Source organism: Terriglobia bacterium, assembly GCA_020072565.1.
GTDB lineage: Bacteria > Acidobacteriota > UBA6911 > UBA6911 > UBA6911 > JAFNAG01.
In genome coordinates, this window is record JAIQGI010000062.1 from 1 (window position 1) to 23,521 (window position 23,521).

The 23,521-nt window shown below is 59.2% G+C and carries 19 protein-coding genes; 8 read left to right on the forward strand and 11 right to left on the reverse strand.

The window, feature by feature from the left end; genetic code table 11:
* Positions 1-170 precede the first annotated feature (170 nt).
* Together LAP85_25700 and LAP85_25705 are read left to right on the forward strand one after the other, a co-directional pair.
* The gene (locus LAP85_25700; GenBank protein ID MBZ5499809.1) at positions 171-2,255 is read left to right on the forward strand and encodes a carbon starvation protein A; all 2,085 of its coding nucleotides are present in this window, start codon (positions 171-173) and stop codon (positions 2,253-2,255) included.
* A complete protein-coding gene (locus LAP85_25705; GenBank protein ID MBZ5499810.1) occupies positions 2,252-2,434 on the forward strand; it encodes a YbdD/YjiX family protein in 183 nt (60 codons plus the stop codon). Before LAP85_25700 ends, LAP85_25705 begins: the two co-directional genes overlap by 4 nt.
* A gap of 33 nt (positions 2,435-2,467) precedes the next feature.
* On the opposite strand, the gene LAP85_25710 is transcribed toward LAP85_25705, so the two are convergent.
* On the reverse strand, positions 2,468-3,439 hold the full coding sequence (locus tag LAP85_25710) for a sigma-70 family RNA polymerase sigma factor (GenBank protein ID MBZ5499811.1): 972 nt from the start codon (positions 3,437-3,439) through the stop codon (positions 2,468-2,470).
* Positions 3,440-3,538: 99 nt separating this feature from the next.
* Positions 3,539-3,967, reverse strand: coding sequence for a DnaJ domain-containing protein (locus tag LAP85_25715; protein ID MBZ5499812.1), 429 nt, complete (start codon positions 3,965-3,967; stop codon positions 3,539-3,541).
* 77 nt (positions 3,968-4,044) lie between these two features.
* Here LAP85_25715 and LAP85_25720 point away from each other — a divergent pair, with 77 nt between their 5' ends.
* Positions 4,045-4,824 (forward strand): enoyl-CoA hydratase/isomerase family protein, encoded by a 780-nt coding sequence (locus LAP85_25720; GenBank protein MBZ5499813.1) that lies wholly within the window; start codon positions 4,045-4,047, stop codon positions 4,822-4,824.
* 91 nt (positions 4,825-4,915) lie between these two features.
* Here LAP85_25720 and LAP85_25725 read toward each other — a convergent pair whose 3' ends face one another.
* The 4 genes from LAP85_25725 to LAP85_25740 form a co-directional block, all read right to left on the reverse strand.
* The gene (locus LAP85_25725) at positions 4,916-7,201 is read right to left on the reverse strand and encodes a prolyl oligopeptidase family serine peptidase (protein MBZ5499814.1); all 2,286 of its coding nucleotides are present in this window, start codon (positions 7,199-7,201) and stop codon (positions 4,916-4,918) included.
* A 4-nt stretch (positions 7,202-7,205) separates the two neighbouring features.
* Entirely contained in the window at positions 7,206-8,024 is an 819-nt protein-coding gene (locus LAP85_25730; protein ID MBZ5499815.1) for a methyltransferase domain-containing protein, read from the reverse strand.
* Between the two features lie 188 nt (positions 8,025-8,212).
* Positions 8,213-9,064 carry an HDOD domain-containing protein gene (locus tag LAP85_25735; protein ID MBZ5499816.1) on the reverse strand — a complete coding sequence of 284 codons (852 nt, stop codon included), beginning with the start codon at positions 9,062-9,064 and terminating at the stop codon, positions 8,213-8,215.
* Between the two features lie 307 nt (positions 9,065-9,371).
* Positions 9,372-11,042 carry a M28 family peptidase gene (locus LAP85_25740; GenBank protein MBZ5499817.1) on the reverse strand — a complete coding sequence of 557 codons (1,671 nt, stop codon included), beginning with the start codon at positions 11,040-11,042 and terminating at the stop codon, positions 9,372-9,374.
* 538 nt (positions 11,043-11,580) lie between these two features.
* Here LAP85_25740 and LAP85_25745 point away from each other — a divergent pair.
* The 3 genes from LAP85_25745 to LAP85_25755 all read left to right on the forward strand — a co-directional run bounded on the left by LAP85_25745 (position 11,581) and on the right by LAP85_25755 (position 15,390).
* Positions 11,581-12,045 carry a PH domain-containing protein gene (locus LAP85_25745; GenBank protein MBZ5499818.1) on the forward strand — a complete coding sequence of 155 codons (465 nt, stop codon included), beginning with the start codon at positions 11,581-11,583 and terminating at the stop codon, positions 12,043-12,045.
* A 15-nt stretch (positions 12,046-12,060) separates the two neighbouring features.
* On the forward strand, positions 12,061-13,422 hold the full coding sequence (locus tag LAP85_25750) for an aminopeptidase P N-terminal domain-containing protein (GenBank protein MBZ5499819.1): 1,362 nt from the start codon (positions 12,061-12,063) through the stop codon (positions 13,420-13,422).
* A gap of 153 nt (positions 13,423-13,575) precedes the next feature.
* Positions 13,576-15,390 carry a peptidase M14 gene (locus LAP85_25755; GenBank protein ID MBZ5499820.1) on the forward strand — a complete coding sequence of 605 codons (1,815 nt, stop codon included), beginning with the start codon at positions 13,576-13,578 and terminating at the stop codon, positions 15,388-15,390.
* 94 nt (positions 15,391-15,484) lie between these two features.
* On the opposite strand, the gene LAP85_25760 is transcribed toward LAP85_25755, so the two are convergent.
* The 5 genes from LAP85_25760 to LAP85_25780 form a co-directional block, all read right to left on the reverse strand.
* Complete coding sequence (locus tag LAP85_25760) at positions 15,485-16,114, reverse strand: sulfite exporter TauE/SafE family protein (GenBank protein ID MBZ5499821.1); 630 nt, start codon at positions 16,112-16,114, stop codon at positions 15,485-15,487.
* A 10-nt stretch (positions 16,115-16,124) separates the two neighbouring features.
* Positions 16,125-17,003 carry a hypothetical protein gene (locus LAP85_25765; GenBank protein MBZ5499822.1) on the reverse strand — a complete coding sequence of 293 codons (879 nt, stop codon included), beginning with the start codon at positions 17,001-17,003 and terminating at the stop codon, positions 16,125-16,127.
* Between the two features lie 3 nt (positions 17,004-17,006).
* Positions 17,007-18,326, reverse strand: a complete 1,320-nt coding sequence (locus tag LAP85_25770; GenBank protein ID MBZ5499823.1) for a 4Fe-4S binding protein — start codon at positions 18,324-18,326, stop codon at positions 17,007-17,009.
* A 36-nt stretch (positions 18,327-18,362) separates the two neighbouring features.
* On the reverse strand, positions 18,363-18,605 hold the full coding sequence (locus LAP85_25775) for a DUF4926 domain-containing protein (protein ID MBZ5499824.1): 243 nt from the start codon (positions 18,603-18,605) through the stop codon (positions 18,363-18,365).
* Positions 18,606-18,816: 211 nt separating this feature from the next.
* Complete coding sequence (locus tag LAP85_25780; protein ID MBZ5499825.1) at positions 18,817-21,555, reverse strand: TonB family protein; 2,739 nt, start codon at positions 21,553-21,555, stop codon at positions 18,817-18,819.
* Between the two features lie 482 nt (positions 21,556-22,037).
* On the opposite strand from LAP85_25780, the gene LAP85_25785 reads away from it, so the two are divergent.
* A complete protein-coding gene (locus LAP85_25785) occupies positions 22,038-22,571 on the forward strand; it encodes a BON domain-containing protein (protein MBZ5499826.1) in 534 nt (177 codons plus the stop codon).
* A gap of 186 nt (positions 22,572-22,757) precedes the next feature.
* Positions 22,758-23,330, forward strand: coding sequence for a nitroreductase family protein (locus LAP85_25790; protein ID MBZ5499827.1), 573 nt, complete (start codon positions 22,758-22,760; stop codon positions 23,328-23,330).
* Positions 23,331-23,521 lie beyond the last annotated feature (191 nt).

The following is a 23,521-nucleotide window of genomic DNA, read 5'->3' on the forward strand; positions in this document are numbered from 1 at the left end:
ACGACCAGGGATTCAAGATCACCGCACCGACCAAGCCTTGAGCCGGCTGTGAGCCGGGGATTCCTCGGGCGGCTTCAGCCGCAACCTCGACTTTCAGTCGAAAAGGAACCTACCGGCTTCAGCCGGTAGTGGTTTAGCAAACCCATAAGGAGGGGAACAGGGGAATCGATATGAACGTTGCAGGCAAGGGAAGTTGGCGACGGCTGTCGGGCGGTGCTCTCTGGCTCATCATCAGTATTGCGGGCGCGGGATCACTGGGCGCCATTGCGCTCTACCGGCAGGAACCCATAAACGCGATGTGGCTGATCGTTGCTTCCGTGTGCGTCTATCTGATCGGTTATCGTTTTTACAGCCGCTTTATTGCCCTCAAGGTGATGGAATTGGATGACCGGCGGGCCACACCGGCGGAGCGGCTCGATGACGGCCGCGACTTCGTCCCCACCAACAAATGGGTGCTGTTGGGCCACCACTTCGCCGCCATTGCCGGGCCCGGGCCCCTCGTCGGACCCACGCTTGCGGCACAGCTCGGCTACCTGCCGGGCACTCTCTGGATCGTGATTGGCGCGGTTCTGGGGGGCTGTGTCCAGGACTTCGTGATTCTTTTTGCCTCGATGCGGCGCAACGGCAAGTCGCTGGGCCAGATCGCCAAGGAAGAGGTGGGACCGCTGTCCGGTTTCACCGCTCTTTTTGCCATCATTTCCATCTTGACCATTCTTCTGGCGGTCATTGCCCTGGTCGTGACCAACGCTCTGAAATCCAGCCCGTGGGGCACGTTCACCCTGGCAATGACGATTCCGATTGCAATGCTGATGGGGATCTATATGCGCTTCCTGCGCCCGGGGAAGGTCCTGGAAACTTCCCTGCTGGGTTTTGTGCTGGTCATGTCGGCCGTCGTGGGCGGCCAATATGTCGCACACGTTCCGGCACTGGCGTCGCTGTTTACATTCGACGCACGCCATCTGGCGCTGCTCATCATCGCGTACGGATTTGCCGCCTCCGTCCTGCCTGTCTGGCTGCTCCTGGCGCCGCGCGACTACCTCAGCACCTTCGTCAAACTGGGCACCATTTTTCTCCTGGCGCTGGGCATCCTGTGGGTGCGGCCCACCTTGCAGATGCCCGCGCTGACACGGTTCATTGACGGGACCGGCCCGGTCTTCGCCGGAAAAATCTTCCCCTTTGCCTTCATTACAATTGCCTGCGGCGCGGTGTCGGGCTTCCACTCGCTGATCTCATCGGGGACCACACCCAAGCTCATCACCAAGGAAAGCCAGGCGCGCCTGATCGGTTACGGCTCGATGGCGATGGAATCCTTCGTCGCGATCATGGCCATGATAGCCGCCTGCGTCCTCCAGCCCGGAGTCTACTTTGCCATCAACAGCCCGGCGGGCATCGTGGGAGCCAATCCCGCAGCGGCAACGGCCACTATTTCCTCCTGGGGCTATCCTGTCAGCGCTCCGCAAATGGCGGAGATCGCGGGCATGGTGGGAGAAGGCAGCCTGTTCGCACGCACCGGCGGAGCACCGTCGCTGGCGGTAGGCATCGCACACATCTTCTCCGGAACCCTGGGCGGGAAGGCGCTGATGGCCATCTGGTATCACTTCGCAATCATGTTCGAGGCGCTCTTCATACTCACGGTCCTTGACGCCGGCAGCCGCGTCGGCAGGTTCCTGCTTCAGGACCTCCTCGGGCATTTTTGGCGGCCGCTTGGACGGACGAGCTGGTATCCGAGCGTCTTTTTGTCGAGCGGGCTGATCGTCGGCGCGTGGGGCTATTTTCTGTATCAGGGCGTGACCGATCCGCTGGGCGGGATCAACAGCTTGTGGCCGCTTTTCGGCATCGCCAACCAGTTGCTGGCCGTCGTGGCGCTCAGCGTGGGCACGACGATCCTCATCAAGATGAACAAAGCGCGTTTTGCCTGGGTGACGCTGATTCCCATGGTCTGGCTGGTGCTCGCCACGCAGACGGCGGGCTATCAGAAGATGTTTTATCCCGATCCACGGGTCGGCTTTCTGGCCGAAGCGGAACGCCTGAGCGGCCTGCTCGCCGGCGGCATGATCCCTGCCGCCCAGGTTGCCTCCACCGAACGGCTGATCTTCAACAACCGGCTCGATGCGGCGGTTACTGCGTTGTTTGCGCTGCTGGTGCTGGTCATCGTGCTGGATTCTGCCCGTGAATGGCTGGCGATTCTGGGGCGGCGCAAAGTCCCCGTGCTGCGCGAGTCGGAGTATGTGGCGTCGGTTCTGGTGGGGGAATGAAGATGAGATTTCTGCACGCCGTCTGGAAGATACTGGCCGAACTTACCGGTGAAGCGGACTACCCACGGTATTGCGCGCACCTGCGCGCGCGCCACCCCGGGCAGAGGGTGCCCTCGAAGCGCGAGTTCTTCCTGATGCGTCTGGAGGAAAAATACACCCGCCCCACCCGCTGCTGCTGAGAAAACTCGGTGACATGCCTGTCGCCGGATTTTCTAGCGACTGAGATTGAATTCGACCTGGAGGACGTCCTGGAAGGACTCGGTCATGTACTTCTTCAGCTTGGCGACCAGCTTTTTTTCCGCCACTCGCACCGCCTCGCGTGAGATGCCGTAACGGTCCGCAATCTGCTGCAGCGTCTCGGGCTCTTCCGCAATGAGGCGCCGCTTCAAGATCAGCCGTTCCCGTTCGCTAAGAGTCTCCTCGAACTCCGCAAATTTGCTCTGCAGCATCTCGCGAAACTCTCCCTGCGCGATCTTGTCATCGACGCTCTCCTCCATGGCGCGGAGGCTGTCGATGTAGCGCAGATTGTTGCCCTCCCCACCGATGGGAGCGTCCAGCGACACCTCAGGGCCTGACATGCCTTGTTCGACATCGAGGATTTCGGATTCCTCCACGCCCAGATTCTGAGCCAGGAGTTTGGTTGTAGGGGTGATTCCCCTGGCTTCCAGTTCGCGCTTCTCGCGGTTGAGGTTCATGAGGATTCTGCGCCGCTCGTTGGTCGTCCCGATCTTGACGAGCCTCGTATTGTCGAGAAGGAACTTGATGATATAAGCCTTGATCCACCAGGCGGCGTAGGTCGGCAGGCGCGTGCCGCGAAAGGGATCGTAACGTTTCAAGGCTTGCAGCAGGCCGATGTTTCCTTCCTGGATGAGATCCAGGAGATTCCGGTAGACCTTTTTATAGATCATGGCGATCTTCACGACGAGTTTCAGGTTCGACGTGATCAGGCGATAGGCGGCCTGGTGGTCTCCGGTCTTGTGATAGAGCACGGCCAGTTCATGCTCCTCCTCGCGGCTCAAGGGGCTGAACTTGCCGATTTCGTAGAGATAGCGTTTGAGCGGATCGTAGGGGGCCAGCTTGTTGGCATCTGCCTCGGGGCCCTCGACTTTGAGCTCCAGCAATCCCTTGATCTCTCTCGTCGGCTCCTCGTCGGTCTCGTCCACTGACTCTTCTCTCGCTCTCAAAGATGAATTTTCATTATACGGGATGAAGCAGAAACTACGAAACGCCCGGAACCCACGCTTGCCCTTCCGTTGTTTTGTGTGTCTTGAGGTTCCCGTTGGTTACCAGTCGAAGTCGTCGAAGCGCCTGAAAACGCGGAGAATCTCCTCCCAATCGGCCCACGGATTGAACTGCTGAGTCGGTGCGCGGCGTGGGCCGGCTGATCCGGGCCCCGAGCGGGAGAAAATGTCGCTCAGATCGAGATGCGAAGGGTCCATGCCTCGCGCGCGTTGCTGCCGGCCCGTGTACCATATGCGCTCGGCCGGTGCCGGCACGGGTGTTTGCCGGCTGCGTTCGGAGTCGTAAGCAGCGCGCCTGGCCGGATCGCTCAGGATCTCGTACGCAATCTGAATTTCGCGGAATTTCTCCTCCGAGGAGCCCGCGCCGGTATCAGGGTGATACTTTTTTGCCAGAGTCCGATAGGCGGCGCGAATTTCCTTTTCTTCCGCTTTCCGGGGTATACCGAGGATCTTATAGAGATCTTTGCTCATATCTCGACTAATATATTTTACCAGATTGCCGGTCATTTGTTGCCGGCTGGTCGGTTCATACCTAGCAAGGAGGCTTTATGAGTTACGAAAACCTCATCGTCGAGAAGCGAGGCCCGGTGGCCTTGGTTACGGTGAACAGGCCGGACAAGTTGAATGCCCTCAATGTCCGGACGCGTGAGGAGATCCTGGCGGCTTTCCGGGAACTTGCCGAGGATCGGGGCATAAGAGTCGTAGTCATAACCGGAGCCGGAGAGAAGGCCTTTATCGCGGGGGCCGATATCAGCGAGTTTACCGGCAAGACCCCCCTTGAGGAGAGGGAGATCATGCAGAAGAGCAGGGCATTCGATGCGATGGAGGACTTTCCGAAGCCGGTCATCGCGATGATCAACGGCTATGCCCTGGGCGGAGGATGTGAGCTTGCCATGGCCTGCGACATCCGCATAGCATCGGCCAAGGCAAAGCTCGGGCAACCCGAGATCAAGCTCGGCATTATGCCCGGCGGTGGCGGCACGCAACGCCTGCCTCGTCTCATCGGGGAAGGGAAGGCGCTGGAGCTCATCCTCACCGGCGACATGATTGACGCGGAAGAGGCACTGCGCCTCGGACTGATCAATCATGTGGTCGCGCCCGAGCAACTCGAAGCTAAGACCATGGAGCTGGCAAACAAGATTGCGGAAATGAGCCCTGTCGCACTGCAGATGGCCAAAAAGTCGGTCAAGAATGCGGCCCGGCTGGGTCTCGTCGCCGGGCTGGAAGCGGAAACCGATCTCTTCACCCTTTGCTTCACCAGCGAGGATAAGGAAGAAGGCGTGCGCGCGTTCCTCGAAAAGCGCAAGCCGGCGTTTAAAGGGCGGTAAGCGCGAAAGGCTTAAGCTCAACGCAGAGGCCGCCGGGAAGGACCGGTTCCCCTCTATTTGCGTCCTCTGCGTTGAGTGACTGCTTTGCGTGTTAGTTGTTGTCCTTTTTCTTCAGGTCGCCTTTCAGGTGCGAGTCGTACCAGTCCAGGATGCGTTTGTGGTAATCCTTCACTTCGTCGACAGTTACGGTCGGCATGCCGTGGCCGCCGTCCATATATTGTACCCACTCCACGTCCTTGCCGAGGCGCCGCAGAGCGTAATACATCTCCATGGCCTGCCGCGCCGGGACATTGGTGTCCAGCTCGCCGGACATGAGCAGGAGCGGCGTTTTGATGCGGTCGGCAAACATGATCGCGGAGTGCTGGATGTACTTCTGCGGCTGCTGCCATAGAGTGGCTCCGATGCGATCCTGACTCTTTTCCGGCGCATGAATATTGCGCACGCCCAGGCGCGGGCTGTCCGTGTAGAAACTGACCATGTTGACCTTGCCGGAAATGTTGATGGCAGCCTTGAATCGATTGGTCTGCGTGATCAGCAGATTTGTGGCATAACCTCCGTAGCTGGTTCCCTGGACCCCGAGGCGATCCGGGTCGGCGATTCCCGACTCGATCAGCTTGTTTGCCGCGCTGGTAACGCCCTTGGCCCATGCCTCACCGGGAAAGCCGATCTCCAGGTTCACGGAAGGCTGCATCACGGCATATCCGTTGGAGTTCAGGATGCTGATGGTGCCGTTGAAGGTGTCGTCGAAAAACTGCTCGTAAATGAGAAAGACGACCGGGTATTTCTGACCTGCAACAGAATCCACCGGATAATAAAGCACTCCGTATAGCTTCTTCCCGTCGGCATCCATATAGGAGATGAGCTCGGTCTTGCCGAGACGTTTCGCCTTCAACTGGGGGTTGCCGTCGGTGAGCCTGCGGACATTCTTGAAGCCGGCGTCGGCCGCATAGAGATCCGCGGGGCGGTTGCCTTCGGCGCCGGCGAAAACGAAAGTGCCGCCGCCTTCTGAAAGCCGGAAATCGGAGTAGAGCCGCCCGTCCTTGATCAGATCCTCTAGTTTCTTTGCCTTCAGGTCGTAGCGGACCAGGCCACGCTCCCATTTCGTCCGCGAAGCGTAGGAGAGATACACACTTTCGCCCGCCGGATCCCAATCGATTACCTGGTAGCGCGGGGATAGAGGGTCCTCCGCATCCATGGTCAAGAACATCTCCTTCGAGCCCGTTGCGGTATCAAGCATCCAGAGCCCCTTCTTCCCCGAGATGACGAGGTGTTCCCCCTTCGGGCTCAACTGGACTGCGCTGAACGACTCCTTCTCTTTAGCCTTGTCGACGTCCGTGACCGGCGGCTCAGCAGGCGGCTGCTCTTTCTCCGGCTTTTCCTCCTTGCCCGTCAGCTGGCGGGGCTCCTTGTCGTCGATCGAGGCGAAGAAGATGTCGCCCTTCTTCGCATAGGCGTAATGGCGGCGCGCGCGCGACCACACGATTCTGAGGTCCTTGGTCGACTTGATGATCGTGCGCGCCGGCCCTGCCCCCAGCGGCAAAAGCTGGACCTGGCTCTCGTTCCCGTTGATGACGTCGTAATCGGTCTTCTTCGTGATGTCCTCGAGATAGGTGAGAAATGTTCCGTCCTGTGCCAGATCGGTTGAGTTCACTCTTTTTTCCGGCATGATCTCGCGAGTCTGGCCGGCGGCAATGTCATAGGCGGCGATCGAGCGGAGTTGGGTCATGCGGCGCAAATCATCCCATGCGAGAAACGGTTCCTTGCTGGAATGAACGACGACAGGCCCTCTGGTTTCATACCGAAAACGCTCGGCCGCCTGCTTGCGCCATTCCTCGCTGCGAAGAGAATAAATGAGCTGATCTCCCGCGGGAGTCCAGTTCCATTCGGAGTTATCCGCGAGTATCTTCCCGCCCGGCACGGGAACCGCAATGAGCTTGCCGGTGGCTCTCTCCCAGATCACCGGCTGGTAGCGGTCGCCCTTGAGGACGGCCAGCACCAGCCTGCTGCCATCCGGAGACCATTTCAAGCCGCGGATCTGCCTTTTTTCCGGGAACAGCTTCTGACTCTTGCCGGTCTGGATGTCGATGATCAGGACATCGGCAAGAGAGGGCGCGACATAGGTGGGATCGCCAAAACGCGAATTGTCAATGCCGATGCGGTCCCTGGACGTCGATGCGGTCGCAGCAAGCCAGCGGCCATCCTCACTCAGGTCGGCCGCGCGCAGGGTCACCACATCGAGCATGTCATCAACGGTAAAGAGCGATGTTGCAGGCGCCTGATCCTCAGCAGGTGAGATGCGCGCGGGAGCAGCGGACCACACAGGGAGCATGAGCAGAAACAAGACGGCGGCACAGCGCTTGGTGCGTGATCGAGCCATAGTCTTACTCCTTTATTTCAGAAGCTTGAATCGTGGGGATTGCGTGACGGGTCTTCTTGCGGGCGACGACAATCAGGGTGCGGCCGAGCAAGAGTTTGCGGGAGGCGAGCGTGCGGCGGATCTCGCGGTTCGCGGCGCGCTGCTGCAGGTCCTTCTCCTTGCGCATGGTGCGGATGCTGTAAAGCTGAATCAGCGGCCTGAGCCAGTAGAGTGCCGCTGCGCCACGCCGGAAAAGATCGGTGGCGACCTCGATGATGTCGAAACCGCGCGTGTGCAGCATGTACCTCAGCTGGTAGTAGGTGACGGGATTGATGTGATCGAAGACAGGCACCTGGCTGAACTCATTGATCGGCCGCGGCACCAGGGAGTAGAAGCCCGAGAACAGAAACTTCAATCTCGAAGCAAGATTCAGGACGTTGGGCGTCGACAGAACCAGACAGCCGTTCGGCCGGAGCACGCGATGGCACTCCCGCACGAACTGAAACTGGTCCTCCAGATGCTCGATCCCTTCGATGCAGCTGATGAAATCGAAACGCTCGGCCGCGACGGGAAACGGCCGGTTCATGTCGAGATGGATGCACGGGATCGATGCAACTTTGAAGAAGCCCGGATCGATATCGCCGCCTGTGACGTCATATCCCATCTTGTGCAGTTGCCATGCCAGGGCTCCTTCGCCCGCAGGAATCTCCAATAGCGGCCCGCGGGAAGGGAAGCGGGAAAAAATCTCCAACACCTTCCGGTGCGTCTTTTCGTGCGCAATTATCTGGAGATGCTCGTAGCCGGCCGCTTCCTCGGCATCGGCCCGCTCCGTGGTGCTATGCATACGTGCTCCGGCGATGGCGCATTGATACCAGAGCACCGCGGCAGAGTCAATCGAATGGGAATTGATCCGTCTTGGATATTGGATTTGGGATTTTGGAGGGGCGATTGCGAGGTGCCATACTCCAGGCTCGAGAATCCCAGATCCGCAAGCCAAGACCCCAATATGGCAGCCTGTAGTGTTTCAGCTCGTCACTTGGCCAGGCCGTAGTTTTGTTTGAGCTCTTCCATCCATACTGCCGTCTCGGCGCAGACCCGATCGCAGCCGTCGGCTGTCAGTCCAACCCGGTCGATTAATCCGGCGGTATCGGCGAGGTGATTCATACCGGCAGTGCCCGAGCCACCCGCGACGATCTTGGCGGTCAGGTTTGCCAGCACCACCACATCGAGCATCAGGTTCGGTTCCGCCGGCAGTGTCTCGTGATGGTGTTCGATCGCCTGGGTGATTGGTTCCGGGAATGACCACTTGCGGGCCACGGCGCCTCCAACCTCGGCATGATTGCAGCCGAAAAGCTCGGTTTCCGCCTCCACGCTGGTAAGATCTCTCTTTTCGTGTTGTTTGCCCAGTACAGATGGCTCGGTGTTGAGATAGCGCACCATGATCAGCTTGCCGATGTCGTGGATCAGCGCTGCGATCGTCGCCGCTTCGGGGATCTTGCGGTTGCGTGTCTCTTTCGCGATCGCCTTGACGGCGAGCGAAGCCGTGGCGCCGTGAAGCCAGAGGTCATCCTCTGACAGATTGTAGAGAGGAGAGGCGACCTTCAGGGTCCTGAGATGTCCGAGCAGCATGATGTCGAGCAGGGTGATGGTTCCCAGGCGCACCACCGCATCCCGGGTATTCTCAATCCGAACGCGGCCGCCGAAGGCAGCGGAATTTGCGGTTCGCAGAATGTTGGCGGTGATGGCGCCGTCAAATTCGATGGTCTGTGCAATCTCGTTGAAGTCCGCGCTCTGGTCTTGCAGCGCCACCAACAGCTTCTGGACGGTGATCGGCAAGGGTTCGAGCCGGTCGATCCCATCAAGTACCTTCTCCGGAATGCTCATGTAGTCGTCCCCCCAGAGAAATCCCTTTCCAGCCGCTCTATCGGCCGTCTCCGCCTGTCTATTAAGTAAAAGAAGAGGCAGATCCCGAAGAAAAAACACCTGAAACCGCGAAACAAACGAAACACACCGGAAGGCCCATTTTCGTGCGTTTCACCTGCCGGCCCGCATGCAGCGCCACGTCCCGGCAAGCTGGCTCAAGCTCATGCGGTGATGCTTCGTGCTACCTTCTCGAATCCCTCTGATCTCAGCAGGCAGTCGGCAGCGGTCACATTCCTCTGTCTGCTGCCGGCCGTCCCCTATCGACTGCCTATCGGATGCTTTCGACCGAAGTGTTGTGCTGTCCGCGTGTGGTTACTTCGGGATTGGCGTCGAGTTTAAGCAGTGCGGGCTTATTGCCGATGTCGTACGCGACCAGATACGCGAGTCGCGTCACTTTCTCCATCTTCCTGAAGTCAAGGCGCGCGATCGTGTCGTTCGGCGTATGGTAATCCGGTGTGGTTCCGCAGAACAGCCACACCCCGGGAATGCCGACCCGGATAAAGGGGTATTGGTCGCTGCGATAGTAGAAACGATCGCGATGAGTGCGGTCATTGTACACGTAATCGAACTTCAGCCTGGAGTACTTGTCGTTCATGCTGAGGATCGATGCATCCAGCTCCTTGCTCAGATTGTTCGACGCGATCAGGAAAAGGCTGTCCGGATCGTTGCGGCTGATCATGTCGAGGTTGAGATCGGCGCTGATCTTCTCGAGCGGGACGGGGCAGTTGTTCACGAAGTAGTGAGAACCCCAGAGGCCCTTCTCCTCGCCCGTGAACCAGGCAAGAATGACCGAACGCTTCGGCCGCTCCAACGCCAGAGCCTTGGCGATCTCGAGCATGGCGACCGTGCCGGAGCCATTGTCGTCCGCCCCATCCATAGGCCGCCCATTGCGCATGCCGAGGTGGTCATGGTGGGCGCTGATGACGACATACTCGCTCTTCAGATTCGGATCCGAGCCCTCCAGAACCGCGAGCACGTTGGGTGAGCGGTCGGCGTGTTTCTCGGTGACGACCGACAGCTCGATCCTTTTGTTCAACACTCTCTGCGGAACCTGCTGCCCGCGAGCGATCGAGGCGAACATTCCTTCCAGCTCGCTCCGGCTGATTCCCAGAATGCTCGCCGCCACTTCATGCCGGATATCGGCCAGTCCGGGCGGGGGTGCCGGCCGGGCTGCCGCCTGCTGCGGGTTCGGCGCCGGCTGCGGTGGAATACGCGGCTGGGCCGGACTGGCACTTATGCGGGCCTGGTTCTGGGTTGCGTAGGTGCTGAGCATGGCCGGGCGCGGCGTGAGTTGAAATCCGGCACCACGGGCCAGCATATCCTTTTCGCGCTCCGGGCTGATCACGGTAAGGACCAGGGAAGCGCCTTTTGCGCGCGGCACGGCGGATCTCGAGTTCAATGTTTGACTGTCTGCGCGCAGCGCATGACCTTCCGGCAGCTGGCCTTCCAGCATGATGATTACTTTGCCCGACAGGTCTACACTGCCGTAGTCGTCCCAGCCTTTTTCGGGCGCGCTCAGGCCGTAGCCGACAAAAACGACTTCGCCGCCCCAGGCTCCTGAACTTCGTAAGGCTCCGCCGAAGCTCTGCGGGCAGTAATAAATCTCCTCCCCCGTGGCCGATATCACGCGCAGCCGCGACTTGGACTCGGATACGGCAGTGACCTCGAGCGGGATATTCTGAAAGAACGAGCCGTCAGGCATGAGGGGCTTGAACCCATAGTGTTCGGCCGTCGTGGCGAGGTAGCGTGATACGATGTTCACAGCCGTGGACGGCGCATCCCGCCCTTCGGTTTCGTCGCCGGCAATCAAGCTCAGATGAACGCGCAGTCCATCCACAGTGATTGAGTTCATTCCCTTCTGCTGCGCCTGCGCGCCGAGTGCGGTGCACAGCAACAGGCCCGCCGGCAGAAGTAGGAAGTTGGATCTCCTGGCTGCCATACTGCTCTCCTTTCATCTCAGGTTCGGTTCCGGGCATGGTACAGTGGACAGGCAAGATCAGGGGTTGCATCGGGCTCACCCGCCCGGGCCATGGCGCCAACTATAATCCGAAGCATACCGGCAATACATCGAATTTATTGATATGGTGCGCCATGGGTGATACGCGGTGTGGCCTGCCGGTTCTGTTTCAAAGCCGTGTCATGCCTCCGCATGTCAAAGCGGCCGGGATTCGGGCAACGCCTGCCCATTGAATCTCGAATAAAATAGTGACTGCATACCATGGAAGGAGTGCCGCCCTTTCAGGGCTCATTTTTCTCCTGCTCTCAATCCCGGGCTCACGCCCGGGGCTACTCTCTGGCGCCCCTTTGGGGCTTGGATTTTCCATTGTTGTCACTATCTCTCATGATCATCCACAGGGACAGTTGCGTGCGAACCAATGCTGGAAATCTGATTCCGGTAGCCGGGCTCCATGAATCAGGTTATCATGACAACTTCGTGCCTTCATATCAGAGAGGAACTCCGTCAGAAGGGAGTGATCATGGGTTACGTAGACAAGCATCTGCTCGAAGGCGAACGCGTGGTCTACCGTGCCAGGCTGCACCGAATTATCTTCGTGCCTCCCATCGTTCTTGCGGTGCTCGGCCTCGTTGTGGCTGTTTTTGCCGACAGCTATTTCAAGAGCCGGGAAGCAGCTGGAATCGCAGGCGGGGCGTTGCTCATCGTCGCGATCCTGGTAGCTTTTCCCCGCTACATCCGGTATGCCACGTCGGAGTTTGCCGTGACCAACAAGCGCGTGATCGTCAAGGTCGGACTGATCTATCGGAAGACGCTCGAACTCGTGCTTGCCAAGGTCGAGACCATCGGCGTCGAACAAACCATCATGGGCCGGATCTTTAACTACGGCACGATTGTCGTCACAGGTACGGGTGGTACGAAGGAGCCGTTCAAAGACATCGCGCGTCCCCTCGACTTTCGCGAGCAGGTGCAATCCCAGCTCTCCTGATGCGGGAGGTGAATTATGATCGTCGCCAATCGGAGGTCCCTGGCAGCCTTTGCCCTGGTGCTGTTCATGTTGGCGGCACTGGCGGCGGCACAATCGCCCGAGGAATATCAGAAGCGGCGACAGGCGGTCCGATCCAGGATGGAGCCTAACAGCGTTCTGATCCTGAGGGGTAGTGAAAGAACGGGAGAGGGTCCGTTTCGACAGGAAAGCAACCTCTTTTATTTGACCGGCACCAAAGAACCGGGCACATCTCTGATCCTGTATGCGGAAGCGTCCGCGAATGAACAGCAACGGGCTCCGGGAGCGTCGGCGCGACCAAAGGAAATCCTATTCTGGACTCCGCCCGGCGTCGGCGCGGCAGAGACGCAGAAGCCTCCGGACAAGCCGGGCTTTGAAACGGTGCGCCGATCAGCTGAGTTCCAGGTATATCTCGACCGCGTCCTTCTCGGCAATGCGCCGGTCGTATATCTGGATTATCAGCGGTCGCGGAACCTCAGCGGGATGCTGACCGCCGACGAGGAGTTGCTCAAGCGGGCGCGCGATCGCGGTGCCTCTTTCGCAGTCAGGCCGACCGGCATGCTTATCAATCCCCTGCGGAGCATCAAGTCTCCGGCGGAGATCGAGATTCTCAAGACCGCCGCCGCGATTACCGCTGAAGCGCTTAAAGAAGCAATGCGCTCCGCCGGCCCGGGCCTCTACGAATACCAACTCCAGTCGATCATCGAGTATGTCTTTTCGTTCAACGGAGCCCCCCGTCCGGGCTTTTCCACCATTGTCGGCTCCGGTCCCAACTCGTGCATCCTTCACTGGAGTGAAAACACACGCCAGACAATGGCCGGAGATGTCGCAGTGCTTGATGTCGGGGCTGAGTACTGGATGTACACCGCCGACATCACCAGGACAATTCCGATCAGCGGCACCTTCACGAAGCGCCAGCGTGATATTTACGATATCGTTCTGCAAGCCAACCAGGCCGCCATCGAGATGGTGGCGCCCGGTGCGGACATGCGCGACATCAATAACCGCGTGAACACCATCATGTCGGATGGGCTGATCAAGCTTGGGCTGATCAAGGATCAGCGCGGCCTGCCGAAATACTATCCCCACGGTCTCAGCCACCCCATCGGTTTGCAGGTGCATGACGTGGGCGGACTCGGGAAGCTCGCGACGGGGATGGTCATCACCATCGAGCCCGGTCTCTACTTGCCTGAGGAGGACTTCGGCATCCGGATCGAGGACGACGTCGTCGTGACCGAAAACGGGCACGACGTAATCACGAGCGGGGTTCCCAAGGGTGCACAGGAGGTCGAGGCCCTGATGAAACAAGGCAGCAGCCTCAATTTCCAGCGGTACCTGATCAAAGGAACAGGGAAATAGGAAATGGTATTCAGCTCTCATCACAGAGCGCCGGGAAAAGCAAAGTCAACCAAAGAGACTCCGGGATTCAGCGGACATCGATGATCATTGCTGATGAGTATGTTTGAGTCTTCGAATCTCCGCGGTGCATAAACAAGAACTCAAGGGGGTTTCATGGTACGGATACGACAAACCTTTATACGCCTCGTCATGGCTTCAGCGCTGCTGGCGCTTTGCTGCGTCCAGGCAGCGCCGCAGATTGCAGGCAAGGCTGCTGCGCCGGCGGGATCGGCGTCATTGCGCGCTCTCAAGACGCGGCCCGAACGAACCAACTACGCCGAAACCAGCCGCTACCAGGACGTGATGGACTTTATGGATGCGGTCGCCGCCGCGTCGCCCCAGATTCACATCATTACGTTCGGCTATTCGTTTGAGGGCCGCGCCCTGCCGCTGGCGGTGATCGGCGCCAAGGATGCCAGCCCGGAGGCTGTCAAGGCGACCGGCAAGACCAGGATATACGTGGAAGGGAACATCCATGCCGGCGAAGTCGAAGGCAAGGAGGCATGTCTCGAGATCCTGAGGGCGATCGCCCAGGGACAGCATGCCGCCTGGTTCGATTCGGTGGTGCTGCTTATCTGTCCCATCTTCAATCCCGACGGCAACGAAAAAATCAATCTGACCAACCGCGGTAGACAGAACGGTCCGATCGGCGGCATGGGGCAGCGGGCCAATGGGCAGAACTATGACCTCAACCGGGACTTTATGAAACTCGACGCACCGGAAACGCGCTCGTTTGAGCTGATGATGTCGCGTTATGACCCGCATATCATGGTAGATCTGCATACCACGGACGGTCTTGCACATGCCTACCAAATAACCTATGCGCCGCCTTTGCATCCTGCGACGCCTGCCGGCGTGGTCGATGTGCTGCGCAACGGGTTGCTCCCGGCAGTGACCAGGGTGATCAAGGCCAAGGACGACATGGACTTCTACTACTACATTAACGGCATCCGGAACGTCCCTGGGATGTCAAGCGGGCGTGGTATGCCGGGAGGACCGGGCGCGGCGGGCGGCCAGGGTGCCGCCGGAGGCCGCGCCAATGCGGCCGGCGGGCAAGGCGCCGCTGCGGGTGGCAGAGCTGGTGCCGCGGGCGGCGGCAGGGGAGAAATGCCGGGAGGGCGGGGCGGGCCCGTCTCTACGGAACCTTTGTTCACCACTACGGATTGCACGGCACGTTACGGCGTAAACATGGTCGGCCTGCGCAACCGCCTCGGCATTTTGAGTGAAACCTACAGCTACCTGCCGTTCCAGGATCGCATCAAGGCGGCGCGCCGGTTTGTCGAGGAGATCATAAATTACACGCAACAGCACGGCTTGGAAATCCGCAAGGCAACTGCCGATGCCGATAAACAGTCCATTGTCGGCCAGGAGATCGCATTGCGGGGCACACTCGCGAAAGCTCCCGAAAAATTCGACCTCCTTCTGTCCGAGCTCACCATCGAGAAGAATCCGTACAGCGGCCAGGACATGCGGCGCAGCACCGGCGTGCGCAATCCGGCGAAGGTGGACCAGTACATCTCCTTTGTGGCGAGTGAGACCACGGTCGCGCCGCGCGCTTACCTGGTGCCGGCGACGCGCTCTGCCCAGGATCGCCTGGAAGCCCATGGGATAACTTTTTCAACGCTTGAGCAGCCGATCACCATCAGGGGAGAGCAGTTCCGCCTTGAGTCCTCGACCCTGGATTCCGGTGCTTATGAAGGACACACAAGGCGCACGATCACAGGGAAGTGGGAGCCGGCGGATCTCAACGTGCCGGCCGGGACGCTTGTAGTTCCCGTCGACCAGCCGCTGGGACGCCTCGCTTTGATGCTGCTGGAGCCCCGCTCCGAAGACAGCCTGGCGTATTGGGGCCTGATGGAGGATCTGCTCAGACAGAATCCGCAGGTGTACCCGGTACTGCGAACTTCGGAGGCCATCAGCGGAAAATAAATAACCGGACAGAAAAGCGCCAAGCCGCCGGAAAAGCCTGGTCATTCTGGCGTCTTGGGGCCTTGGCGGTCATATCACGCCGGTCAGCTCTGGATTATGGCCGGTTTGTACCGAGACTCATGAGGATGCCTTCCAGAACCAGCCAGATGCCGGCCAGGAAAAGACAGATGCGCGCGATCTGGCGGAAGGCCTCCATCCTGGTAAGCGGGCTGATAAGCGCAAGAGGGGCAAAATAAACCGCCGTGCCTGCGAAGAACGCCCAGAAGTAAAAGAGGGCGCTCGGTATGGATGGGCTTGTGGCCGCCCCGGCAATCGCAGCGCCAAAGGGAGGGCACAGATTCAGCCCGGTAAGCAATCCCAGCGTCAGGGAAAAAAGACGCGAGTTGCTGATTCTTCCCTGCACCGGGCACCACTTCAGGCCGGCGGCATCCGTCATGAATCCGAAAAGGATCAGCACCACACCCATGAAAATCCGTATGGCGCCATAAATCGTGGCGCTGATGCTGTGAAGCAGCAAGGTTCCCAGGATTCCGACGGCAATACCGATGAGGCTGTACCCCGCAAGCCGGCCCAGCAAAAACAATCCCACGGTCCGAGCACTACCACGCCAGCCGGAGTGTTTTTCAGAGGCGACCAACGGAAGAAAAACCGGTGAGCAGTATCCCAGGCAAGCCGGCCCCATGGATAATCCCAAGAGAAACGCTTCGGAGAGTCGGGCCAGCATTTGCGGAGCTTCAGTTAGGGTTTGACACGAGCAGGGGCATCAGGAACGGCCTCCCGCCTGGCGCAGGTTGCTCTCTCTGATCCTCGGGCACGGCACGGCTGTAGAGGGTCAAACCGCCGTCTGGGCCAGAATGCAGCATCATGGAAGGGTGGCGCGAATCGGCCAGTCCGGCCAGAACATAATATTGCCAGTCGCCCTTTGCCGGATCCCCGAGCTGCTCCATGGGCAGGGCGGCGGTGAGGCTGGTTTCGCTGGCGCGGCGTTTCGTGCCTCCGCTTTTTCCGCTCTCCGGCGCATAAGAGTAGTCAACATAGAGACCCAATCCCCGCGCGACCAGATTCCCGTCGACGTCGAAGATGCGAGCTTGATCGTGGAAGCCGTCGATGATCACCTGGTAGTCCCATCCATGACCCCCGAAATCGACCTGCGCAACTTTATCCGAGGCAATCGGACCCGATGTCTTGCCCGGCACCTTGATGTAGACGTGGATGGCCGTCAGGCTGAACTTCCAGGCCGAATTCTGCGGATCGGGCAATTGCCCCTCAAAATCAAAGCTGAGGTTCAAGCGGGGCTCGATTCCCATCCCGGACAACGGACGGAAGGCCACTTTCTTCACGCTGAATCTATGGATCGCCAGCGCTCTTTGGAGGATACCGACATCCACCTGGGGCAGCGGCTCGATAACCTGGCTCGAGAAGGCGTCGAACTCTGCAATCGCATAGCCGCCGGCGAGATTGGGAGTCGGATGTACCCCTGCGGATCGCAGCCACGTTGAAAATGATCCGCTGAAGACAAAGGCCATGGGAACCCCGATGCAAACCACGAGAATGGATAGGATCATCATCAGGTTGCCAGGCCACGATTTGCGAGGCGCAGATCCTTGTTTCATGCCTCAGATCCCCAGGGAAAACTTAAGCAACCGCGACACGGAATCGACAAAGTAATTGGATGCCATGACCGTCCCCACTGCGAAGATCCCGAAAATGAATACAATGTCTGGATCCCATAACTCTCTCCCCAGTCTCCTCCAGAAGCCCGGCCGGGCAGCCGATTGCGCCGCTAACTGCCCCTTAGAGACAAAAGGAACGCCGCGCGTGCTGTAACCGATCGCGCCCTCTGGACAACTCTCGATGCAGGCGCCGCATTTGCTGCAGCCGATTGAGGGCTCTCCCTTGGTGAGCGAATCTCTCGTCAGCGAGAACGTGGGACACGCCTCGATGCAACGATTGCACTCCTTGCAGATGCCGGTATCGATCTTGAGCGCGAAGAGATTGATCTTGCTGGTGCAGCTCAGGAAGGCGCCCATCGGACAGAACAGGCCGCATTGAATTCTCTTTTTGGAGATCAGGGGCAGAAACACGGCTAGCAGAACCCACAGGCTCACGAACATGAAAGTCTGAATCACCCGGATAAAAGAATTCACTTCGATGAACTCGCTGCTGGTTTTGAAGGGGCAAAGCCAGAAGCAGTAGGTCGGGCTCATGGTCGCGAAGGAGTGCAATATGATGAAGGCCAGCAGGCCGAAGGAGAAGTATCGCACCGTCGGTTTGAGCGCCCTGATCTTCCACCTTCTCGTGCGCGCCAGCCAGGCAAACAGCTCATCCTGCCCTCCGAAAAAGCAGCCCCAGGAGCAGAAAGCGCGGCCGAAAACGAGGCCGATGGCGGCGACCAGCAGTATCATGGTCCCTGCGCCCGCAAAGGAGGTCGGAAAGATGATTTCCTTCTTGAACAGGAGAGGAAGGATGAGCATGGGAACCACAATGTGGCACATGGGGGCCTGCGAATAGAGGGCCTCGCGATCGAGCAGCCACATGTGCCCGCGGTCGCCGGCAGTCATCCACACGAATGAAATGGCGAAGGCAACGGCGTAGGCGGCGAAAAATATGCGGCGCCAGCGATGGATATGTCCCGTGTAAAGGATCAGGAACAGGATGACACAGAAGAAGGCCAGCGTGCCGCCGTTGAGAATCGAGCTCCTGAGATCCGTGAAGCTGCCTCGTGCAAAAGCGAAAAAGGAAGCGAACAGGAGGAACAGCAAAGTGACTACCGATGCGGCCGGGAGGCCCTTGCGATAATACAGGTCCATCGGGGTGCCGGACGAAGCCATGCTGAAATGCCCTTCAATGCGGAGGGGATTATAGCCTATTGCGGTGACTAAACCTGCAACAATGTTCGGCGCGCTATGGAGCACGGCGGCCTGCCGCCGCTCCATGGAGCCAAAGCACCGGGCGCTTCAGGAGTGCGGCGATCAGCCGACTGCAGGAAGCTGCCTCGTAGTGAGCACATCCAACGGTGTCAGACGCCGGATCTGGTCGGGCGCGAGTGTGACTTGTGCGCGCGGCGATCCGTCCGCGGTGACGAACTCGACCTCGTAAGCCAGAGAGAGCTGCGTGTACACGTCAACAACCGTGCCCACGTCGCCGGCGCGAATTCCATCCTCGGGGATGTCCACCGTGGCCACTACCGTTTCGAGTAACTGAAGTTCTTCCACCTGTGTCCTCCATGTTCGAGGGTGCAGGCAGGATCATTACCAGCTCAACTTCTATGCTGTTTATGCCTCCAGCTTACATCGAAGAGCCCGGAATAGGAAAGGAATATCCTGCGCTCCCCGGCCGCGATCCGGAGGGCAGGGGCACGAGACCCCTTGGTGATGCCGGCGGCGCGCTCACGCAACCTCCATTTTCGAAACAGTATCTGTAATCTTAGAGTCCCGGCGTCTTTGCGTCCCGGCGGTAATGAGGCGCAATGAAAAGGACAGATTCAATATTCGCCAGCGATTCCAGCCTTTCGACGGCAATCCGTCCGGTGACGAGGTTGCCTGCCTCCGGCCAGGAGATCACCTCGAAGCTGAGGGCGCGCAGCCGAGCCTTCAGCTGATCGGACCCGGCAGCGACGGTCAGATCGACTTCTGCCTTTCCGTCACGGACGAATTGTCTCTCCCCGGCTTCGGGAAGTCCTCCGGCCTTGAGGCGCGCGACCAGCATCGCGACCGGTGTATCCAGCTTTGACTTGTCTCCCAACTGGAATACCACCGTGGCAGTCGCGATAACCGGGACGGCTTGTCCGTTCAAGAGCGTGAGAGAATACTTCCATTGCTTTACTGCCTGGATGGCTGCTTCGTTCAGAAGCGGGTGCCCCTGGATTACGCGTGCCTCGGAGACATTCCCTTGTTCATCCACTTTGGCCTCCAACACCACCATGCCGGACACGTGAGCCCTCTTGGCAGCCTCGGGGTAGACCGGTTCCACTCTGCGAATGACATTTGTTTCCTGGACATTTCCTCCGACCCGCAGCGGCTGAACCTTGAGCGGCTTTGGAAAGGTCGGAGGCGGGGCGGCCGCTGGCAGGATTCCTCCGGCAGCGCTGCCGGACACCCCACCCACTATTCCTCCCACAACTCCACCTGCCACTCCACCTGCGATTCCCGAAACGCCGGCAACCGCCGGATATGCCCTGGGGCTGAAGCCACTCCCGGGAGTGTCGGTACCGAATACTCCCTGGTAACTGACCCCTTCCGGCATCTCGACGGGCACCACGACTTTTTTCGTCTTGCCTCCTTCCGAGATGACACGGTCTTCGACCGCCACGAATGAGGTGAACTGAGTCATCAGGTGGTGCTGCAATCCGAGTTCGATGATCGCCTCACGGACATCCGGGTGCGGGCTGCCACTCTGCATGCCGGCGAAATCCTGCGCCAAGAGGGCATTGATGCGCCTGCGCGCCCACAACTTGGCCAGCACATCGTGCTGCGCCTCAATGTCCGGCAGCGGCACCCGGAGATCCCGGATGACATCTCCGCTGCCGTCCTTGCCGCGCAGTCGCACGAAGACATTCCCGCCGTGCGCGTAACGTCCGCAAAGGACCACCGGCTCAGCACTGAAGAGGTCCGGAATCCGCTGCGGATAGACGTCCGTCACGGGCAGGCCGCTCCACGCGATCGTGATATCGGTCAGCAAAGGATTGCGGACGCGCTCATGAAAGCGCCGCGCGGCTGCCGTGGCATCGCCTGCCAGCGTGACGTACTCGACCGCGCCCCTGCCTTCCTCCGCCATCTTGTCGAGCAGGAACCGGTTCGGCGAGGTGCCGATCCCGAAAGCAAATACGCGCGCATTCGGATGTTTCTGCACCTCCGAGATGATCTGCATGTCGTTGCCCACCAGCCCATCTGTCATGAAGCAAACGATGCGCACGTGGCCTTGCTCATCCGATGGCTCCAGCGCCGCATGGATGGCTCGCATCATCTCGGTGCCTCCGCTGCCGCTGCTCGAGTCCAGCAGCGCCCGGGCCCGGGCCAGGTTGGCCGGTGTCGCCGGTACGGGCTGGGGAAAGAGAATGCGCGTGTCACCCGAAAAAGTGATCAGGTTGAAGGTGTCCTGGGGATAGAGCCCATCCAGCGCCATCTTCATGGTCTCCTTCGCCTTCTCGATGGGGAAGCCCTGCATCGAGCCGGAGGTGTCGAGGACGAAGACCAGCTCTTTGGGCACGACTTGTTCAGGGGCCACGCTCCGCGGAGGTTGCAGAATGAGCATGAAGTAGCCATCCGCGCCCGTCCTGTACGTCACCAGCCCGTCCTGCATCGACTGGCCCGCAACGTCATAGGAGAGGATGAAGTCTTTGTTCGGGATCACCGCCCGGTCGGCCAACTGCACCAGGGCGCTGTGACTGTCATGCCGGAGCACGGCAATCTCGTGTTGCGTTGAGCGCAAGTTGGTGAAGGGGACGCCCGACTCGATGCTGACCTCGATCGAGATGTCGTGGCCGGCGCGGATCCCCTTGGGCGCAACGGGCGGCGTGATGCGCGATGCGTCGCGAACCTTGTCGGTGTCCGCGGACCAGCCTCCGCCCTCCCTTCCTATCGGAATGCCGGGTATATAGCGAGGGCCCACGACCATGGGAAAGACAAAACTGTAGCCGCCGTTCTCATACTTCAGCATCTCGACATAGCTGATGGTGACTTCGACATTTTGTCCCGGCAGGATGTTGGCCACTTGCTGGTTGAAAATGTTCGGACGCTCCTGATCCAGCAGCGCCGCCAGTTTCCCTTGCGCGCGTGCCTGTTCATACACCGCCTTGGCTTCCTCCCTGCGCTTGATGATCCCTCGGATCGTCCGTGCGCCGACATGAATCACCATGTCATCGACGGCTGCCTCGTGGGGAAGGGGAAAAGTGTATATCGCTTCAATAGGATCTTTGAATGAGTTCAGGAAACTCTGGCGGACGGTGACCCGTGACAGGATGCCGCTGATTTCTCCCTTGACATCGGTGTGAACGAGAGGGCACAGCCCCAGGAATTGACCTGTTGCCGCGCGCGCCTGCAGGCATCCCTGCGTGTCGGCGGTCCCGGCCGCCTGCAGCGGAGGCGCGCAGCTGAACACGATTCCAAAAACTGAGGCGACGAGGCCGATCAAAGTCATCTGCGAGTAGACACACTTCCACTGCATATACTCCTCCCCTCAGAGTTTGCGATTTGTCTGATGCAGGGCCGGCGCACCGTGTGCGCGGCAATTCAGCGCCGGCTGATTAGACTCCCTGCCTCAAAGGAAGTTCCTTGGAGACCACGGCCGCGTGATTTGCTTCGAACCGGGACAAATCGGAATCGGGATCGCAATCGGAATCCTCAACCGGCAAAAGCCGATAGCGATCGCGATAGCGATTGCGATCCCGATTCTGATCACGAGCCACTTTGGAGGCCCGAGGTGTTTTTCATACGCAGGGGGGCCTCTCCGGTGCATAAGGGACTGTTCCCACAAGTGATGTAGTCGCGGCCCTTTATGGGATAAATGAAACTTTGTTGCATCATTTATATCTAATCCAATAGCCTTCAAATCACGCACTGGCGCGCGAAGGCGAAGGATAAGGAGGAGATCAAATGCGAGTGCGAAAAAGTAACCTGGTGTCGGCGATTCCTGCCGCCGTGCTGGCAATGCTGGTGGTCATTGGACTCACTGTTGCTCTGCCGGCGCGCGGTTCCGACCGGAATCATCCGAAAGCGACGAGCGTTGGCTTGGAGCGGGAGGTGAGGCATCAACTGGTGATGCTCCCCTATTTCAGCGTATTCGATGATCTGGAGTTTGAAATCAGGGACGACAATACGGTTGTTCTGTCCGGCGAGGTGACGCGTCCGACTTTGAGGAGCGACGCCGTAAACACTGTGCGCAAGCTGGCCGGTGTGGAAAGGGTCGTGGACCACATCGAGGTTCTGCCTCCCTCCCCAATGGATGACAGGATCCGCGTTGCCTTGTATCGTGCCATTTTCTCCAACGATCAGCTGGATCGATACGCGCTTCGGGCGGTGCCGCCGATCCATATTATCGTGAAAAATGGCCGGGTCACTCTGGTCGGGATCGTGGCGACAGAGGCGGACAAGGATGTCGCCGGGATAATCGCCAATCGGATGCCCGGCATTTTCAGCGTCACCAACGATTTGACCGTTGAAAAGAGAGGAGGGACGTCGTAGCCGCAGATTCGGGACCGAAACCTTACAACCACGAAATGCACGAGTCCCTGGAAAACTCTTTCCGTGTGTTTCGTGGTTTTTGTTTACGTGCGATCGCATCATGCAAATCTTCTCCGGCCCGGTGTACAATCTGTTCCCGCACTGTGCGGTCTTAGGGACGAAAACCATACAGCATGTGAGGACGTCATGAATCCAGTGATAGAAGTCATCAAGAGCCGCAGGTCCATCAGATCGTACGAGACCAAAGCAATACCCAAGGATATTCTGGGCACAATCATCGACGCCGCCAACCGGGCACCTTCCGGGATGAACACTCAGCCGTGGCGCTTTGTGGTGGTGGAGGATCCGGGTTTCAAGAAGAAGCTGCTCGAGACTGCAATTCCCAATTCCAAGAAGTATCTCGAGGACAACGTCAAGCCGGTCAACCCCCAGCGTTATGAGCTGATCCTCAGACGATATGCCGAGCTGGCGGATCCCATCTATTACGGTGCTCCGGCGATGGTTTTTGTGATCGGCGCCGGTCCGAATGCCGCGGATGCATGCCCCATGGCCTGCCAGAACATGATGCTCGTGGCGAAGTCGCTGGGCCTCGGAAGTTGCTGGGTCAAGTTCGGTTCCCTGGTCACCGACAATCCGGAGATCGTGAAGGGACTTGAACTCAAAGCAGACGAGAAGATCTACGGCCCCATCCTTCTCGGCTATGCCAAGGAATCGCCAAAATCTCCGGTGAAAAAGGATCCTGTGATCAAGTGGATCTAGAAGACCAGTGCGCCATTGAGTACTCCGGAGGCCTGGCCTCATCGCAAAAATCTCAGCGAAGAGCGCGTGGAAATCGCAGAGAGAGATTTAGCCCGGATTACTCATGAATGTGCGTCCAAAATGCGGTTGGGGACGCGGAAAAACGCCGACCGACGCCGACCGTCCGGTCTTGGTCGGTGTTTATCCGCGTC